15 protein-coding genes are annotated in these 16,394 nt (G+C 64.9%); 1 reads left to right on the top strand and 14 read right to left on the bottom strand.

Annotated features, from left to right (window positions below):
• Window positions 1-3 precede the first annotated feature (3 nt).
• The 10 genes from NLM33_RS02535 to NLM33_RS02490 all read right to left on the bottom strand — a co-directional run bounded on the left by NLM33_RS02535 (window position 4) and on the right by NLM33_RS02490 (window position 11,403).
• A complete protein-coding gene (locus NLM33_RS02535) occupies window positions 4-330 on the bottom strand; it encodes a rhodanese-like domain-containing protein (protein ID WP_254094373.1) in 327 nt (108 codons plus the stop codon).
• Window positions 331-476: 146 nt separating this feature from the next.
• The gene (locus tag NLM33_RS02530) at window positions 477-2,405 is read right to left on the bottom strand and encodes a potassium transporter Kup (protein WP_254094371.1); all 1,929 of its coding nucleotides are present in this window, start codon (window positions 2,403-2,405) and stop codon (window positions 477-479) included.
• A gap of 142 nt (window positions 2,406-2,547) precedes the next feature.
• Window positions 2,548-4,446, bottom strand: a complete 1,899-nt coding sequence (locus NLM33_RS02525; RefSeq protein WP_254094369.1) for a potassium transporter Kup — start codon at window positions 4,444-4,446, stop codon at window positions 2,548-2,550.
• A gap of 168 nt (window positions 4,447-4,614) precedes the next feature.
• On the bottom strand, window positions 4,615-5,445 hold the full coding sequence (locus tag NLM33_RS02520) for a flagellar motor protein MotB (RefSeq protein WP_254094367.1): 831 nt from the start codon (window positions 5,443-5,445) through the stop codon (window positions 4,615-4,617).
• A 22-nt stretch (window positions 5,446-5,467) separates the two neighbouring features.
• A complete protein-coding gene (locus NLM33_RS02515) occupies window positions 5,468-6,241 on the bottom strand; it encodes a motility protein A (protein WP_254094365.1) in 774 nt (257 codons plus the stop codon).
• A 278-nt stretch (window positions 6,242-6,519) separates the two neighbouring features.
• On the bottom strand, window positions 6,520-6,813 hold the full coding sequence (locus NLM33_RS02510) for a DUF1330 domain-containing protein (RefSeq protein ID WP_254094363.1): 294 nt from the start codon (window positions 6,811-6,813) through the stop codon (window positions 6,520-6,522).
• A gap of 43 nt (window positions 6,814-6,856) precedes the next feature.
• Window positions 6,857-7,576: an RraA family protein gene (locus NLM33_RS02505; protein WP_254094361.1), complete on the bottom strand. Its 720-nt coding sequence runs from the start codon at window positions 7,574-7,576 to the stop codon at window positions 6,857-6,859.
• Window positions 7,577-7,695: 119 nt separating this feature from the next.
• Window positions 7,696-8,577, bottom strand: a complete 882-nt coding sequence (locus NLM33_RS02500) for a phosphatidylcholine/phosphatidylserine synthase (RefSeq protein ID WP_254094358.1) — start codon at window positions 8,575-8,577, stop codon at window positions 7,696-7,698.
• Window positions 8,578-8,661: 84 nt separating this feature from the next.
• Entirely contained in the window at window positions 8,662-9,366 is a 705-nt protein-coding gene (locus NLM33_RS02495) for a phosphatidylserine decarboxylase (protein ID WP_256570602.1), read from the bottom strand.
• Between the two features lie 78 nt (window positions 9,367-9,444).
• Window positions 9,445-11,403 carry an ABC transporter ATP-binding protein/permease gene (locus tag NLM33_RS02490; protein WP_254094354.1) on the bottom strand — a complete coding sequence of 653 codons (1,959 nt, stop codon included), beginning with the start codon at window positions 11,401-11,403 and terminating at the stop codon, window positions 9,445-9,447.
• Between the two features lie 202 nt (window positions 11,404-11,605).
• Here NLM33_RS02490 and NLM33_RS02485 point away from each other — a divergent pair, with 202 nt between their 5' ends.
• Complete coding sequence (locus NLM33_RS02485) at window positions 11,606-12,211, top strand: TIGR00730 family Rossman fold protein (RefSeq protein WP_254094352.1); 606 nt, start codon at window positions 11,606-11,608, stop codon at window positions 12,209-12,211.
• Between the two features lie 59 nt (window positions 12,212-12,270).
• On the opposite strand, the gene NLM33_RS02480 is transcribed toward NLM33_RS02485, so the two are convergent.
• From NLM33_RS02480 to cysS, 4 genes are all read right to left on the bottom strand, one after another.
• Window positions 12,271-12,648, bottom strand: a complete 378-nt coding sequence (locus tag NLM33_RS02480; RefSeq protein ID WP_254094350.1) for a VOC family protein — start codon at window positions 12,646-12,648, stop codon at window positions 12,271-12,273.
• A 112-nt stretch (window positions 12,649-12,760) separates the two neighbouring features.
• Window positions 12,761-14,359 carry a citramalate synthase gene (cimA, locus tag NLM33_RS02475; protein WP_254094348.1) on the bottom strand — a complete coding sequence of 533 codons (1,599 nt, stop codon included), beginning with the start codon at window positions 14,357-14,359 and terminating at the stop codon, window positions 12,761-12,763.
• Window positions 14,356-14,847: a GNAT family N-acetyltransferase gene (locus NLM33_RS02470; protein ID WP_254094346.1), complete on the bottom strand. Its 492-nt coding sequence runs from the start codon at window positions 14,845-14,847 to the stop codon at window positions 14,356-14,358. Before NLM33_RS02470 ends, cimA begins: the two co-directional genes overlap by 4 nt.
• A complete protein-coding gene (gene cysS / locus NLM33_RS02465) occupies window positions 14,847-16,244 on the bottom strand; it encodes a cysteine--tRNA ligase (protein ID WP_254094344.1) in 1,398 nt (465 codons plus the stop codon). The genes NLM33_RS02470 and cysS overlap by 1 nt, the downstream gene beginning before the upstream one ends.
• Between the last annotated feature and the right edge of the window lie 150 nt (window positions 16,245-16,394).

Genomic DNA, 16,394 nt, shown 5'->3' with positions numbered 1-16,394 from the left:
AGATCAGCCGCCTACCTTGGTCGGCAGCCCTGCGGCCTTCCAGCCGAGCATGCCGCCCGCAAGATGCTTGTCGTAGGCAAGGCCCGCCGCCTGCGCTGCGAGCGAGGCCGTCACCGAGCGCTTGCCGGAGCGGCAGGCGAACACGACGTCCTTGCCCTGGGGATCGGGGATCGCCTTGGGATCAAAGGTCGAGAGCGGCACGACGACGCCATAGGGGTAGGCCTCCGCGGCAACCTCGTTGGGCTCACGGACGTCGACGAGCAGATAGCGCCCCTCGCTCACACCCTTGGCGACCTCGTCCGGGGTCAGATCCTGCACCTGGTTTGCCACTTCATCCTCCAGAACGGCCGCGCGCTAGGCCGGGCTGCCCCGGCCGGCGGCAACCTCGCCTCTCGGCTCACGAAAATCAAGCGCTACAAAGGCTTGAGCGATATCCCGGAACTTAAAGCTAAATCGCAGCGCATTGAAGCGGAGCTTTAGATCGTCACCTGCGTTCCGACCTCGACCACCCGCCCGCTCGGGATCTGGAAATAGTCGGTGGCATCGTTTGCCGAGCGGCTCAGCGAGATGAACAGGCGGTCCTGCCAGCGCGGCATGCCGGAATGGGCGGCCGGCTTCAGCGCCCTGCGCGACAGGAAGAACGAGGTCGACATGATGTCGAACTGCCAGCCGAGCTTGCGGGCGATCGCCAGCGCCTTCGGCACGTTGGGCGATTCCATGAAGCCGAACTTGAGCGTCACCTTGGAGAAGGTCGGGCTGACCTGCTCCAGCTTCACGCGCTCGGACGGATCGATGCGCGGGGTCGTCGCGGTCTCGATGGTGAGAATGACATTCTTCTCATGCAGCACCTTGTAGTGCTTCAGACTATGCATCAACGCGGTCGGCGCGCTCAGCGGGTCCGAGGTGAGGAACACGGCAGTGCCGGGCACCCGCTGCGGCGGTCGCTTTTCCAGCATCGCCACGAGGTCGGCGAGCGGGAACTCGAGCTTGCGCGACTTCTCGAACAGGAGCCGGCTGCCGCGCCGCCACGTGTACATCAGGAGGATCATGAGGGCGCCGAGCGCCAGCGGGACCCAGCCGCCCTCGAACACCTTGAGCAGGTTCGCCGCCAGGAAGGTCAGGTCGAGGAACAGGAATGGCGCGATCAGTGCGGCGGCAGCAAGCGGCGACCACCTCCAGGCCTTCCAGACCACCACAAAGCCCATCATCCCCGTGACCACCATGGTGCCGGTGACGGCGATGCCGTAGGCCGACGCCAACGCGCTGGAAGAACGGAACAGGAGGACCATCAATATCACGGCAACCAGCAGCAGCTGGTTGATGCGCGGGATGAAGATCTGGCCGGAATGGGCCTCGGAGGTATGGCGAATCTCAAATCGCGGCAGCAGCCCGAGCTGGATTGCCTGGCGCGTCAGCGAATAGGCGCCGGTGATGACGGCCTGGCTGGCGATGACGGTCGCAGCGGTGGCCAGCACGACCATGCTGCCGCGGAGCCAGCCTTGCGGAAACAACTGGAAGAACGGGCTCACGATCGCGCCGGGATCGTCCAGGACGAGAGCGCCCTGCCCCAGATAGTTCAGCGCCAGCGACGGCAGCACAATGAACAGCCAGGCAGTCTGGATCGGCCGCTTGCCGAAATGGCCGAGGTCGGCGTAGAGCGCCTCGGCGCCGGTGACCGCCAGGAACACCGCACCCAGCGTGACGAAGCCGATGATGCCGTGGTGGAGCATGAAGGAGATCGCGTAGAGCGGGTTCAGCGCGAACAGCACCTGCGGCTGACGGAGAATCGGGCCGATCGCCGCGATCGCGATCACTGCGAACCAGACGCACATCACCGGACCGAAGAACGCCGCGACGCGGGCCGTGCCGCGCGATTGCACGGCGAACAGGCCGACCAGGATCACCACGGTCAGCGGAACGATGTAAGGCTCGAACGTCAACGTGACGTCCTTCATGCCTTCGATGGCCGACAGCACGGAGACCGCCGGCGTGATCACCGCATCGCCGTAGAACAGGGCGCCGGAGATGATGCCGAGCAGGACGATGGTCGCCCCGCCCGTGCCGACCGCGCGCTGGGCCAGCGCCATCAAGGCGAGCGTGCCGCCCTCGCCGTTGTTGTCGGCGCGGAGCAGGATCACGACGTATTTCAGCGTCACCACGACGACGAGCGCCCACAGGATCAGCGAGACCACGCCGAGCACGGCCGCGGTCGTCGGCGCGCCCTCCGCCCCTGACGCCGCCGTCACCGCCTCGCGGAACGCGTAGAGCGGGCTGGTACCGATATCGCCATAGACGACGCCGATGCTGCCAAGCGTCAGCGCGCCGAAGCCGGCGGTGGTGTGGGCATCCGCATGCCCATTGGCCGCCACCGTTTCCGGGGCGGGAACTGCGACTTCACTCGTCATGGGAGAGACTATTGGCCTCTAAGGATGCTTCACTGCACAATGGTGGCAGAGCGCGCGGGCTTATAGTCCTGCGCTACCGGCATAGCCTAGCGCGATTTTGGGCCCTTGCCATGCAAAAATCGCATAAGTCCGCCAATTTCGCTCAAATAGTGACTTGGGTGCCGACTTCAACCACCCGCCCCGTCGGAATCTGGAAGTAATCGGTGGCGTCGTTGGCGGACCGGCTGAGCGCGATGAACATATGGTCTTGCCAGAGCGGCATGCCCGATTGCGCAGAGGCCTTCAGCGACCGCCGCGACACGAAGAACGACGTCGACATGATGTCGAACTGCCAGCCCTGCTTGCGGGCGATCGCGAGCGCCTTGGGTACGTTCGGCTGTTCCATGAATCCGAAGCGCAGCCGCACCTTGGAGAACTTGTCGCTGATCTTCTCCATCCGGAACCGCTCCGACAGATCGACCCGCGGTGTGTGCGCCGTCTCGATCGTCAGGATCACGTTGTGCTCATGCAGCACTTTGTTGTGCTTGAGATTGTGCAGCAGCGCGGTCGGCACGAAGGCGGGATCGCTGGTGAGGAACACCGCAGTGCCCTTAACGATGTGCGGCGGCCGCTTCTCCAGGCTCCGGATCAGGTCGTCCAGCGGCACCTCGATGCGGCGGGTCTTCTGGAGCAGAATTCCCGTGCCCCGCCGCCACGTCCAGATCATCGCGACCATGACGACGCCGAACAGCAGCGGCACCCAGGCCCCCTCGAGCAGCTTCAGGAGATTGGCGCTGAAGAAGGTCATGTCGACCACGACGAAGGGCAGGATCACCGCGGCAGCCGTCGCGGCGCGCCAGTTCCACAGCTTCCAGATCACGACGAAGCCCATGATGCCGTCGGCGACCATGGTGGTGGAAACTGCGATGCCGTAGGCCGAGGCAAGACCGCTGGGGGTGCGGAACAACAAGACCAGCAGCATCACGCCGATCAGGAGCAACCGGTTCACGCGCGGCAGATAGATCTGGCCGGCGTGGGATTCGGAGGTGTAGCGGACCTCGAAGCGCGGCAAGAGGCCGAGCTGCACGGCCTGATAGACCAGCGAATAGGCGCCGGTGATCACCGCCTGGCTCGCAATCACGGTGGCCGCGGTCGCAAGCCCGACCAGTGGCAGCACGAGCTTCTCTGGCACCATGCGATAGAAGGAATGTTCGATCGCGCTCGGGTCGGACAGCACCAGCGCGCCCTGCCCGAAATAGTTGATCAGGAGCGAAGGCAGCACGAAGAACATCCAGGCCGACTGGATCGGCTTGCGGCCGAAATGGCCGAGATCGGCATAGAGCGCCTCGCCGCCGGTCACCGCCAGGAAGACGGCGCCGAGCGTCACGAGACCGATCGTGCCGTGCGACAGCAGGAATTGCAGCGCGTAGTAGGGATTGATCGCAGCCAGCACCGAGGGATCGTCGGCGATGTGAACGATGCCCATCACCGCAAGGCAGGCAAACCAGACCACCATCACCGGCCCGAAGGCGGAGGCCACCAGCGCGGTCCCCTTGCTCTGGACCGCGAACAGCAGCGCCAGGATGAGGACCGTGAGCGGCACGACGTAATGCTCGAAAGCGGGCGTCGCGAGCTTGAGACCTTCGACCGCCGACAGCACCGAGATCGCCGGCGTGATCATGGAATCGCCGATGAACATGGAAGCGCCGACGACGCCGAGCGCGAGCAGGAGCCAGCTTCGACGCCCGAGCGCGCGCTGGCCGAGCGCCATCAGCGAAAGCGTGCCGCCCTCCCCGTTGTTGTCGGCGCGCAGCAGCAGCAGGACATATTTGGCGGTCACGACGATCAAGAGCGCCCACAGGATCAGCGAAAGCACGCCGAGCACGATGACCCGCGAGACCGGCTCGCCATGGGCCGCACCTCTGACCGCCTCGTGGAATGCGTAGAGCGGCGAGGTGCCGATATCGCCGAAGACGACGCCGATGCTTCCGAGCGTCAGGGCCCAAAAGCCCGCATGGGCCGTGGTCTCCTGGCCTTCGGTCGTGGTGATGCTCGCCGTCATGAGAGTGGAAAACGCTTCTTCCCTGGAATTGATCCGGCGCCTTTTGACGCTTCCTGCGCGCCTGTCAATCGCCCCAGCATAGCAGGCGCCCGCGCGGATGCTGTGACGGAGCAGCCGCGTTCATCGGCACGCGACGACATGCCTCAGGTAGAATGGTAGCGCAAGGATTTACGGCTTCAGATTCGGCGGCAGCGGCGGGTCTTCGCGCATCAGGGTGATGGTCACGCGGCGATTGGCGGCCAGGGACGGATCGTCAGGAAACAGCGGCTGGGTGTCCGCCTTGCCGGAGACGGCGAAGATGTGCGAGGGCGGCAGCCCTTCACGCTCGAGGATCTGGCGCACCGCATTGGCACGGTCGGCCGAGAGGTCGAAGGCACCGTAGTCGCTGCGGTTCGGCACGAAGCCCGCGGCGGTATGGCCGACGATGGAGACGCGCAGCGGCGTCGCCTTGAGCGGGACGGCCAGCTTCTCGATCAGGCGGCGGGTACGGTCATAGGGCACCTTGGAGCCGTCCGCAAACATCGAGCGGCCGTCCTGGTCGACGATCTCGAGATTGAGGCCCTGCTTGGTCTCCTCGAACATGATGTGCTTGGACATCTCGGTGAGCTCGGGCAGGTCCTGAAGCGCCTGGCGGAGCGAGGCCGCGGCAAGCGCGAAGTCGCGGTCGACCTTGATCTTCGCGCCCGAGGTGCGGTCGCGATCCTGCTGATCCGGGGTCGGCGTATTGGAGGAATCCTCGGGCTGGATGTGGTCGACGTTCTTCAGCTTGGGACGCGTGGGCAGGCCGTCGGATTCGATGATGCCGGCATAGCGCGCCTCGCTCTGGATGCCGAAGGCGTCGCGCATGGAGCCTGCCACGATCTTGAGCTTGTTGGCGTCTTGGGTCGAGAACGCGACGAGCATCACGAAGAAGCTCATCATCAGGCCCATCAGATCGGCGAAGGTCACGAACCAGCCGTGACCGCCTCCATGTGCATCGCCGCGCTTCTTCTTGGCCATGTCCTAAACCCGGCGTGACTGATCAGGCCGGCACCGGCTCGCCCTCGGCATGGCGATGCTTCTCCGGCAGGTAAGCCAGCAGCATTTCGCGCACAAGGGTCGGGCTCTTGGAGTCGCGGATCATCAGGATGCCGTCGATGATCAGCGTGCGGTTGGTCTCCTCGTCAAGCAGCTTGCCGTGCAGCTTGTCGGCGATCGGCAGACAGAACAGGTTCGCGACCAGCGCGCCGTAGAGCGTGGCGAGCAGCGCGGTCGCCATGAACGGGCCGAGCTTGGAGGGGTCGGTCATGTTGGCGAACATCTGCACCATGCCGATCAGGGTGCCGATCATGCCGAAGGCCGGGGCGCAGTCGCCGATGGCGCGGTAGATCTTGCTGCCCTCGTCCAGATGCATGAGGAAGTTGTCGCGGTCGCGCTCGAGATTGTCGCGGATGAAGTCGAGGTCGTAGCCGTCGGCGACGTAGCGGATGCCCTTGGCGAGGAATGGCTCGTCGGTCTCGACCTTTTCCAGGCCCACCGGGCCCTGCTTGCGAGCGATCTCGGCGATGCGGGCGAGCTCGTCGACGAGATCGTGCGCCGACAGCCGGCTCATGGTGAAGGCGAACTTGGCGCCGAGCGGAAGGCCGTGCATCAGCGCGCTGAGCGGAAATCGGATCATGGTGGCGGAGATCGAGCCGCCGAAGATGATGATCATCGCATGTTCGGAGATGAACATGTGGAGATCGCCACCCATGATCATCATGACGGCGATGACGGCGAAGCCCGCCGCAAGCCCAACGCTCGTCATGATATCCATGGGAGACTCCAACCCCGCACGCCACACACCGGCCGTCCTGGCCGGCGGCGCAGCCCAACCCCGAACCGCGTGGGAGGAACCCTAAAGAGCTGCCATTAAAGACGCGTAAAGGTTAAGTGCGGCCTGCCTCGGTCCGGCCACACCGCGAGGCTCATCGCGCGGGCGAATTGCCGCGCCAGAATAGCAATCTCAACACTCTGCTAACCATAATCGGCCGGCTGGCCCGACGGGCCAGTCGCCTCCAGGCCAAACGCAACCCTGTCTTCGCGTGGTGAGATCTAGTCCACCTGCCCCTCGACAATGACGAGGTTCGTGATCGCGCTTCCTTGTCGAAGTCCGATGATCTTCTGATACGCCGGCGATCTGTACCAGTCCTCAGCAGCCTCTCGCGATGGGAATTCGATAATCACCAAGCGCGGGTGCGGCCATTCCCCTTCCACCAATTGGAGATTCCCGCCCCGCACGACGAATTTACCTCCAAAAGCCCTTAGCGTTTCTGGAACGGCCCGTCGATATTCGGCGAACATGGCTTCGTCTTTGAGGGTCTCGGCCGCGATAACGAACGCTTTCATGATCGCCCTCTCCGTCCGAGACGCCAAATTTCGATCCACGCCGCTAGTGGATCTCCGCCGAGCGCTTCAGCGCGGCCTTCAGCTTCTCCAGCGAGAAGTCGGGGCTGCGCGCGATCTCCAGGATCGGGGTCTCGCGGCGGCCGCAGAGCTCGGCAGCCTCGGGCAGTTTGGTGGCGACGTCGAGCGGGATCACAATCGCGCCGTGCTGGTCGGCGTGGATCAGGTCGTCCGACTTCACGGTCATGCCGGCGACCCGCACCTCACCGCCGAAGCTCTCCGCGTGTACCCAGGCGTGTGACGGGCCGATCGAGCCGGCGAGCGCCTGGAAGCCCGGGGCCCATTGCGGGATATCGCGAATCGAGCCGTCAGTGACGACGCCGAGGCAGCCGAGCGCCTTGTGGACGTTGCTCTGTACCTCGCCCCAGAACGCGCCGTAGCCGACGTCCGCGCCGTCGATGTCCTGGATCACGGCGATGCGCGGCCCTTGGCCGGTGCCGACATATTCATAGTAGTCGATGCGACGCTTGGCCTGCTCTTCGGCAGGAAGCGAGGATTTCAACACCGAGCGGATCGCGACGGTGCGGGCGTAGCCGACGATCGGCGGCAGATCGGGGAACGGACAGACCAGGGGCTTGGTGGTGAAGCCGAGCAGCCGCCGCTCGGGCGCCACGATCTCCATGGCGTTGCAGATCGTCGGCGTGTCGTAGCGGCCGAGCGCTTCGAGGACGGATGCAGGCAGCGGCCCGGTTGCGGATGTCGTCACGGCGTTCTCTCCCCTGTTGGCCGCGGCAGATCGCAAATGCCGCAGGCCGTGGCGATATAGCCGAGATCGGGCGTCAACCCAACGCGCGTGCCTTCATGGCAGATATCCGCGAGCGCCGTCTAATGCAGCCGCTCGGGCCGGTCGTCGCGCGGGGGTTCCGGCAGGTTCGGCGTCAGCGTCGACGCGGGGCCGGGCGGCGTGACGCCGACCGGCGCGGGTGAGGCCGCGGCGAATGCGCGCGCCTGCTTCTGATAGGACCTCCAGCCCAATGGCAGGGCCAGGAGATAAAGCACCGAGCCGGCCAGCAGGATGTACCAGGGATAGCTGATCAGGAGCGCGATGAAGAAGATCACGCCGACGAACACCGGCAGCACCAGCTCCGGCGGCACGCGCATGCGCACCGACTTGCCGGAGAACACCGGCAGCCGCGACACCATCAGGAAGGCAATCAGCAGCGTGTAGCCGGCCGTCACCGCCGCGGGCCAGCGCCCGAGATCGAGGAACGCCGCATAGATTGGCAGCAGCACCGTGATCGCACCGGCGGGCGCCGGGATGCCCGTAAAATAGTTCGACGCGAAGGGTGGCTTGTTGGGATCGTCCAAGGTGGCGTTGAAGCGCGCGAGCCGCAAGCCCATGGAGATCGCGAACACCATGGCCGCGATCCAGCCGGCGTTGCGCAGCTCATGGAGCTGCCAGAAATACAGCATCAAGCCGGGCGCCACGCCGAAATTGACGAAGTCCGCGAGACTGTCGAGCTCGGCGCCGAATTTCGACTGGCCCTTGATCAGCCGCGCGATGCGGCCGTCGATGCCATCGAGGGCCGCGGCGAACACGATCGCATAGACCGCGAGCGTCATCCGCCCCTCGATCGATAGCCGGATCGAGGTCAAGCCAGCGCAGATCGCCAGCAGCGTGATGACGTTGGGCACCAGCATCCGGACCGGAATCGGGCGGAACCGCCGGCGGCGCACGTCGGGATTCTTGAAGTCGTAGGGCGTCATGGCTTTGACCTCGCTTCCCCAAGATATAGCAAGCCGCCCCGCCTCCCGCCAATGCGCTCGCGGGACCTTTCGCCGATGTAATAGTTAACTGGCGCGGTAGGACCGGCCGGCGTCGTCAGCGACGATATCGGCCAAAACCGTCTCGCCGGCGATCGCGGTCTGGCCTTCCGAGACCAGCGCCCTTGTGCCGAGCGGCAGATAGACGTCGAGCCGCGAACCGAAGCGGATCAGGCCGAACCGCTCGCCGGCGCCGATCGACTGGCCCTCCTTGACGAAGCAGACGATGCGCTTGGCGATGAGGCCGGCGATCTGGACGACGCCGATCCGCCCCTGCGCCGAGGAGATCACCAGCGAATTGCGCTCATTGTCCTCACTCGCCTTGTCGAGCTCGGCATTGATGAACAGGCCCGGCCGGTAGGCGATGCGGTCGATCCGGCCCGCGATCGGGGCACGATTCACGTGGCAGTTGAACACGCTCATGAAGATGGAGACGCGCGGCAGCGGCCGGTCGCCGAGCCCGAGCTCGGCCGGCGGCAGCGCCATAGTGATCATCGAGACCCGCCCGTCGGCCGGCGATACCACGAGCCCCTCGCGCACCGGCGTCACCCTGACAGGGTCGCGGAAGAACAGCGCGCACCACACCGTGAGCGCGGTGCCGATCCACCCCAGGGGCGACCAGAGCCAGAACAGGAGGAGGCTCACTAGGGCGAAGATGCCGATGAAGGGATAGCCCTCCTTGTGGATCGGCGGGATCTGCCGTTGGATCGAATCGAGAATGGACATCGCTATCTGCCGCCTGGGGTTGCTGGCGCGCGGTCATCTCGCGCGCGGAAGAGGTTTAGGCCAGAGTTGGGACCATAGACAAGGTCACTCGGCGGCCGCCGGTGTGGTGAGGACGTCGTCGACCGGCGGCGGCTCGCGGTTCGGCGCCTCGGCAGAGTCGGCGATCTTGGCGAGCTTTTCGCGCGCTGCCTCCGCCTCGCGCTGCCTGTTCCACATGCTGGCATAGAGCCCGCCGAACGCCAGCAGGCTGGCGTGCGTCCCCCGCTCTGCGATGCGGCCCTGGTCCAGCACGATGATCTCGTCGGCGCCGACGATGGTCGAAAGCCGGTGCGCGATCACCAGCGAGGTGCGATTCTTCGAGACGCGGTCGAGCGCGCCCTGGATCTCGTGCTCGGTGTGGCTGTCGAGCGCCGAGGTCGCCTCGTCCAGCACCAGGATCGGTGGCGCCTTCAGCACCGTGCGCGCGATAGCCACGCGCTGCTTCTCGCCGCCGGAAAGCTTCAGGCCGCGCTCGCCGACCTGGGTCTCATAGCCCTTCGGCGCCATGCGGATGAAATTGTCGATTTGCGCGAGTCGTGCCGCCTGCTCGACGTCCGCATCGCTTGCGTCCCAACGGCCGTAGCGGATGTTGTAGCGAATGGTGTCGTTGAACAGCACAGTGTCCTGCGGCACCATGCCGATGGAGGCGCGCAGCGAGCCCTGCGTGACGTCACGGATGTCCTGGCCGTCGATCAGTATCTTGCCGCCGGAGACGTCGTAGAGGCGGAACAGGAGCCGCGAGATTGTCGACTTGCCGGCACCAGAGGGCCCGACGATCGCAACCGTCTTGCCGGCCGGCACCTCGAAGCTGATCCCCTTGAGGATCGGCCGCGCCGTCTCATAGGCAAAGCGCACGTCCTCGAAGCGCACGGAGCCTGCGGACACCACCAGCGGCTTGGCGTCCGGCGCGTCCTTGATCTCGGCCTCCCGCGACAGCACGCCAAACATCTTCTCGATGTCGATGATCGCCTGCTTGATCTCGCGATAGACCATGCCCATGAAGTTCAGGGGCTGGTAGAGCTGGATCATCATGGCGTTGACCAGCACGAAATCGCCGACCGTGTTGCGCCCGCTTCGCACACCGATCGCGCACATCAGCATGGTTGCAGTGAGCCCGAGCGTGAAGATCACGGCCTGGCCGGTGTTGAGTACGGCGAGCGAGGTGTAGGTCTTGACGCTCGCCTCCTCGTAGCGCTCGACCGAACGGTCGTAGCGCTGCGCCTCGCGCGCCTCGGCGCCGAAATATTTCACGGTCTCGTAGTTGAGCAGCGAGTCGATCGCCTTGGTATTCGCCTCGGTGTCGGAATCGTTCATCGTGCGGCGGATGCCGATCCGCCATTCGGTGGCGATGTAGGTGTAGTACATGTAGATCACGACGGTGATCAGGGTCGCGACCACGTAGCGCCAGTCGAATTGCCAGAACAGCACGGCCATCAGCAGCGACACCTCGACGATGGTCGGGATGAGCTGCAGGATCACCATGCGCACGATCACCTCGATGCCCTCACGGCCGCGCTCCAGGACGCGCGTCAGCCCGCCGGTCTTGCGCTCGAGGTGAAAACGCAGCGACAATTCGTGCATGTGGATGAAGGTGATGGTGGCAAGCTTGCGCACCGCGTGCATGGCGACGCGGGCAAAGATGCCGTCGCGCCACTGCGTCAGCACCGCCATCAGGATACGCGTCGCGCCGTAGCTTGCGGTGAGGACCAGCGGCGAAGCGATCACCCAGAGATGCCAGTTGGAGGCCTCCACGGGCGCCGTATTCGCGCCGGTCAGCGCGTCGGTCGCCCATTTGAAGGTGAACGGCACTGATAGCGTGATGAGCTTGGCGATGAGCAGCAGCACCATCGACCAGACCACGCGCATCTTCAGGTCGAAGCGGTCGCTCGGCCAGGTATAGGGCCACAGATGCGCCAGCGTTCCGGCCAGGGTCGCCCGCTCCGCGGAGTTGCGCGCGGCATCAGGGACGTCGCCGCCGGCGGGGGACGAATGAGGGTGAGCCATAGACAGCCTTGAAAAGCTCGCCGGATGCGAGCCCGTTTGCGATTAACCGTTTTCGCCTGTCATATAGAGGCTTCGGGGCGGGCGCGCACCCCGCCAGACGGCTATTCTCGATTGTTTGTCGTGATTTACCGGTAGACTCCCGGGGACTTGCGAATCGCCGATTGGACTTGACGCCCTTACGCTGCAATGCATCATGGGTTCAATGAGCACTCTTAAAACCGTCTGTGTCTATTGCGGCTCCGGCCCAGGAACCAATCCCCGTTTCATCGAAGGCGCCAAGGCGCTCGGTAGGGCGCTCGCCGAGAACAACGTCCGCCTCGTCTATGGCGGCGGCTCGCTCGGCATGATGGGCGCAGTCGCGACCTCCGTGCTCGATCACGGCGGCAGCGTAACCGGAATCATCCCCGACTTCCTCCGGATGCGCGAGAACGCGCTGACGCGCGTGCAGGAGATGGTCGTCACGCCCGACATGCACGAGCGCAAGCGGCTGATGTTCGAACGCTCCGACGCCTTCGTGGCGCTGCCCGGCGGCGTCGGCACGCTGGAGGAGCTGGTCGAGCAACTCACCTGGAAGCAGCTCGGCCGCCATGCCAAGCCCGTGCTGCTCGCCAATATCGACAATTTCTGGGAACCGTTGTTCTCGCTCCTGTCGCACATGCGCCAGACGGAATTCATCCGCGCCGGTCTCAACGTCGACATCCTCATGGCCGACCGCGTCGAGGATATCCTTCCGAAGCTGAAGGCGGCTGCCGCGCAGGTGGCCGAGGCGGAGAAGAGCCTCGCGCCGGAAGTTGCGCGGAAGCTGTAGAGCATGATCCGGAAAAGTGTGAAGCGGTTTTCCGAAAAGATCATGCTCAATCAATAAGCCTATTCGCTCGGGAACGTCACCGCCTCGATGCGATTGCCGTCGGGATCGGTAACGAAGGCCGCGTAATAGCGCACGCGGTCATGCGGGCGGATGCCCGGCGCACCGTCGGAAGCGCCGCCCGCCGCAAGGGCTGCGGCGTGAAACGCATCGACCTCGGTGGTCGTCTTCGCCCGCAGGCAGATGTGGACGCCACTCCCTGGCGCTACGGGCGCCATTCCGGCGCGCAAATTGATCCAGAATTCCGGATAGGCCTTTCCGAAACCGACCGTCCCCGGCCGGATCACGAGCCGCGTGAGCCCGAGCGTTGCGAGCATGGCCTCGTAGAATTTTGCGGAGCGATCGAGATCGCTGACTCCGACGGAGATGTGGTCGATCATTGGTCGCGCTCCCCTCCCCCCAGTCATTCCGGGGCGATGCGAAGCATCGAGCCCGGAATCTCGAGATTCCGGGTTCGGTCCTTCGGACCGCCCCGGAATGACAATTCAACTCCTACGCAGGCGCGCCTGACTTCACGAGCTTGTAGATCACCGAATCCATCAGCGCCTGGAACGAGGCGTCGATGATATTGGGCGAAACGCCGACCGTGGTCCAGCTGTCGCCGTTCTCGTCCTCGCTCTCGATCAGAACGCGCGTGACCGCGCCGGTGCCGCCATTGAGGATACGCACGCGGTAGTCGATCAGCTTCAGGCCTTCGATGTATTTCTGGTATTTGCCGAGGTCCTTGCGCAGCGCGACGTCGAGCGCGTTGACGGGGCCGTTGCCTTCCGCCGCCGAGATCAGGCGTTCGCCGGCGACATCGACCTTCACCACGGCGAGCGCAACGGTGACGCGCTCGCCGAGCGCGTTGTAGCGCTGCTCGACATTGACGTCGAACTGCTCGACCTCGAAATAGTGCGGCACCTTGCCGAGCGTGCGGCGGGCCAGGAGATCGAACGACGCATTGGCGGACTCGTAGGCGTAGCCCTGCGCTTCGCGCTCCTTCAGCTCCTCGACCAGCCGCGTCAGCTTGGGATCGCTTTTGTCGTAAGCGATGCCGGCGCGGTCGAGCTCGGCGATGACGTTGGAGCGGCCGGCCTGGTCGGAGACCAGCACCTTGCGATGATTGCCGACAGCCTCCGGCGCCACATGCTCATAGGTCTGCGGATCCTTCAGCACGGCCGAGGCGTGGATGCCGGTCTTGGTGACGAAGGCGCTCTCGCCGACGTAAGGCGCGTGCCGGTTCGGCGCGCGGTTGAGCATGTCGTCGAGCGTGCGCGAGACCTTGACGAGGCTCGCGAGCTTCTCGCCGGTGACGCCGATCTCGAAGACGTCGGCAAACTCCTTCTTCAACCTCAAGGTCGGGATCAGCGAACAGAGATTGGCGTTGCCGCAGCGCTCGCCCAGCCCGTTCAACGTCCCCTGGATCTGGCGCGCGCCGGCACGCACGGCCGCGAGCGAATTCGCCACCGCCTGCTCGGTATCGTTATGGGCGTGGATGCCGACGTGATCGCCCGGGATGTGCTTGATGACCTCCGTGACGATTGTCTCGACCTCGTGCGGCATGGTGCCGCCATTGGTGTCACACAGCACGACCCAACGCGCGCCGGCCTCATAGGCTGCCTTCGCGCAGGCGAGCGCGAAGTCCGCGTCCTCCTTGTAGCCGTCGAAGAAATGCTCGCAATCGAGCATGACCTCACGGCCGGCCTTTTTCGCAGCGCTGACGCTGTCGCGGATCGAGGCGAGGTTTTCTTCCTTCGTGGTCTCCAGCGCAACGCGCACCTGGTAGGCGGAGGCTTTTGCGACGAAGCAGATCGCGTCCGCCTTTGCCTCCAGCAGCGCTGCAACGCCGGGATCGTTGGAGACCGACCGCCCCGCCCGCCGCGTCATACCGAACGCGGTGAAGCGAGCGTGCGCGAACTTCGGCTTCTCGGCGAAGAATTCCGTATCTTGCGGATTGGCGCCGGGATAGCCGCCCTCGACATAGTCGATGCCGAGCTCGTCCAGCATCTGCGCGATGACCTGCTTGTCGGCGAGCGTGAAGTCGACGCCATTGGTCTGCGCGCCATCGCGCAGCGTGGTGTCGAACAGATACAGGCGCTCCTTGCTCATTGTGGCGCTCCGAGCGTCTTCTTCATGGTGGTGTTGGCGAGCCATTCGTCGTTGATCGTGACGCTGTTGCGCTGCTGGGCGGTGTAGCCGCGCTTGGCGAAGAAGCCCTGCGCGGTATCGCTGGCATCGACCGTCAGGCTCGTGGTGCCGCGGCCGCCGGCAAGCTTCTCCAGCGCATCGACCAGCAGGGTCGCGATGCCCTGCCCGCTCACCGCGGGATGCACATAGAGCATGCGGATGTGATCGCTGCCGCGCAGCGAGGCAAAGCCGACCGGCGAGCCGTCCAGCGTTGCGACCAGCGTCAGGTCGGCGGCGAACTGGCGGCCGAACTCGTCGTCCTCCGCCGCCGCCATCCAGGCTTCCTGCTGCGCCTCGTTGTAGTCGTCGCCGGTCAGCTCTTCGATGGCAGATGCGAAGATCGCGGCAAGGACCGGAACGTCGGCCGGCAGGAACGGCCGCAGCGCGGGCTTGGGGAGTGCTCGGGCCATCACGCGAGCTCCCAGGTCGTCACCGGCTTGCCGTCGGCGTCCTTGCCGTCCTTGAGCACGACGCCCTTGGCGGCAAGCTCGTCGCGGATGCGGTCGGACTCCTTGAAGTCTTTCCGCGCACGCGCGGCCGCGCGCTCTGCGATCAAACGATCGATCTCGCTCGCATCGACGCCACTTGCCTGCCGCTTCCGTCCCTCCCACTGCGCCCCGGTTTCAGACAGGAAGCCGAGCAGCCGCAGTGACGCCGCCAGGCCGGCGGCATCGGACGCGTTGCGCAGACCATGCAGCGCCGCGATCGTCTGCGGCGTGTTGAGGTCATCCAGCAACGGCTCGATCACCGACGCAGCCGGCTCGCCCGGTGGAACGTCCGCCGCAACGCGATACCAGTCGTCGAGCGTCTTGCCGCTCTCCTCGAGCGATTTCAGGGTCCAGTCGATCGGCGAGCGGTAATGCGTCTTCAGCATGTTCAGACGCAGCACCTCACCCGGCCAATCCGCAAGCAGGTCGCGGATGGTGATGAAGTTGCCGAGGCTCTTCGACATCTTCTCGCTCTCGACCTGGAGGAAGCCATTGTGCATCCAGTAGTTCGCCATGCGCGACTGGTGGAAGGCGCAGCAGCTCTGCGCGACCTCGTTCTCGTGATGCGGAAACACGAGATCGATGCCGCCACCATGAATGTCGAAATGCGTGCCGAGATGCTTCCAGGCCATGGCCGAGCACTCGATGTGCCAGCCCGGACGGCCCGGCGCCCCGATGCCGGCCGGCGACGGCCATGACGGCTCGCCGGGCTTCGAAGGCTTCCACAGCACGAAGTCCGTGTTGCCCCGCTTGTACGGCGCGACATCGACCCGGGCGCCGGCGACCATCTCATCCAGCGAGCGATTGGACAGCGCGCCATAGCGCGGCAGCTCGGAATTGGCCGCGTTCATCGCCTGCGGCGAAAACAGGACGTGGTCCTCGGCGACATAGGCGAAGCCGCCGGCAACCAGCTTCTCTATAATCTCGCTCATCTCGCCGATATGCTCGGTCGCGCGCGGTTCGACGCTCGGCCGAAGCGCACCAAGCGCGTCAACGTCGGCGTGAAACTGCCGGCCCGTCTCCTCGGTGACCTTGCGGATCGCCTCGTTGAGCGGCAGCCCTGGAAAATCCCGCGCGGCGCGATCGTTGATCTTGTCGTCGACGTCGGTGATGTTGCGGACATATTTGACGTGCGCCTCGCCATAGAGATGGCGGAGCAGCCGAAATAGCACGTCGAACACGATCACCGGCCGCGCATTGCCGATATGGGCGAAGTCGTAGACGGTCGGTCCGCAGACATACATGCGGACGTTCTTTGGATCGAGCGGCACAAAAGCGCGCTTTTCCCTCGTCAGCGTATCGTGAAGACGCAAGTCCATGACAACCCATCCCTATCGGCTGGGCGTCCAGTGCTCTCAATGTTTTTTGAGAAAAGACGGCTCCAGCCAGCGAATCGCTAGCTCATAATCTCGCGGCAAATGGCGCAAATGGCGAGGAGACCGTTCATGCGGAACATATGGGCCACAAGC

The sequence above is a fragment of the Bradyrhizobium sp. CCGUVB1N3 genome (assembly GCF_024199925.1).
Classification (GTDB): Bacteria; Pseudomonadota; Alphaproteobacteria; order Rhizobiales; family Xanthobacteraceae; genus Bradyrhizobium.
Note: the sequence above shows the minus strand (reverse complement) of the source record. Positions and strands in the feature narration are given on the sequence as shown.

Bases quoted from the DNA above. Each gene is read 5' to 3' on its own strand.
- NLM33_RS02530 (WP_254094371.1), bottom strand. From the start codon at position 2,405: ATGACGAGTGAAGTCGCAGTTCCCGCCCCGGAAACGGTGGCGGCCAAT.
- NLM33_RS02525 (WP_254094369.1), bottom strand. From the start codon at position 4,446: ATGACGGCGAGCATCACCACGACCGAAGGCCAGGAGACCACGGCCCAT.
- NLM33_RS02520 (WP_254094367.1), bottom strand. From the start codon at position 5,445: ATGGCCAAGAAGAAGCGCGGCGATGCACATGGAGGCGGTCACGGCTGG.
- NLM33_RS02515 (WP_254094365.1), bottom strand. From the start codon at position 6,241: ATGGATATCATGACGAGCGTTGGGCTTGCGGCGGGCTTCGCCGTCATC.
- NLM33_RS02510 (WP_254094363.1), bottom strand. From the start codon at position 6,813: ATGAAAGCGTTCGTTATCGCGGCCGAGACCCTCAAAGACGAAGCCATG.
- NLM33_RS02500 (WP_254094358.1), bottom strand. From the start codon at position 8,577: ATGACGCCCTACGACTTCAAGAATCCCGACGTGCGCCGCCGGCGGTTC.
- NLM33_RS02490 (WP_254094354.1), bottom strand. From the start codon at position 11,403: ATGGCTCACCCTCATTCGTCCCCCGCCGGCGGCGACGTCCCTGATGCC.
- NLM33_RS02485 (WP_254094352.1), top strand. From the start codon at position 11,606: ATGAGCACTCTTAAAACCGTCTGTGTCTATTGCGGCTCCGGCCCAGGA.
- NLM33_RS02480 (WP_254094350.1), bottom strand. From the start codon at position 12,648: ATGATCGACCACATCTCCGTCGGAGTCAGCGATCTCGATCGCTCCGCA.
- cimA (WP_254094348.1), bottom strand. From the start codon at position 14,359: ATGAGCAAGGAGCGCCTGTATCTGTTCGACACCACGCTGCGCGATGGC.
- NLM33_RS02470 (WP_254094346.1), bottom strand. From the start codon at position 14,847: ATGGCCCGAGCACTCCCCAAGCCCGCGCTGCGGCCGTTCCTGCCGGCC.
- cysS (WP_254094344.1), bottom strand. From the start codon at position 16,244: ATGGACTTGCGTCTTCACGATACGCTGACGAGGGAAAAGCGCGCTTTT.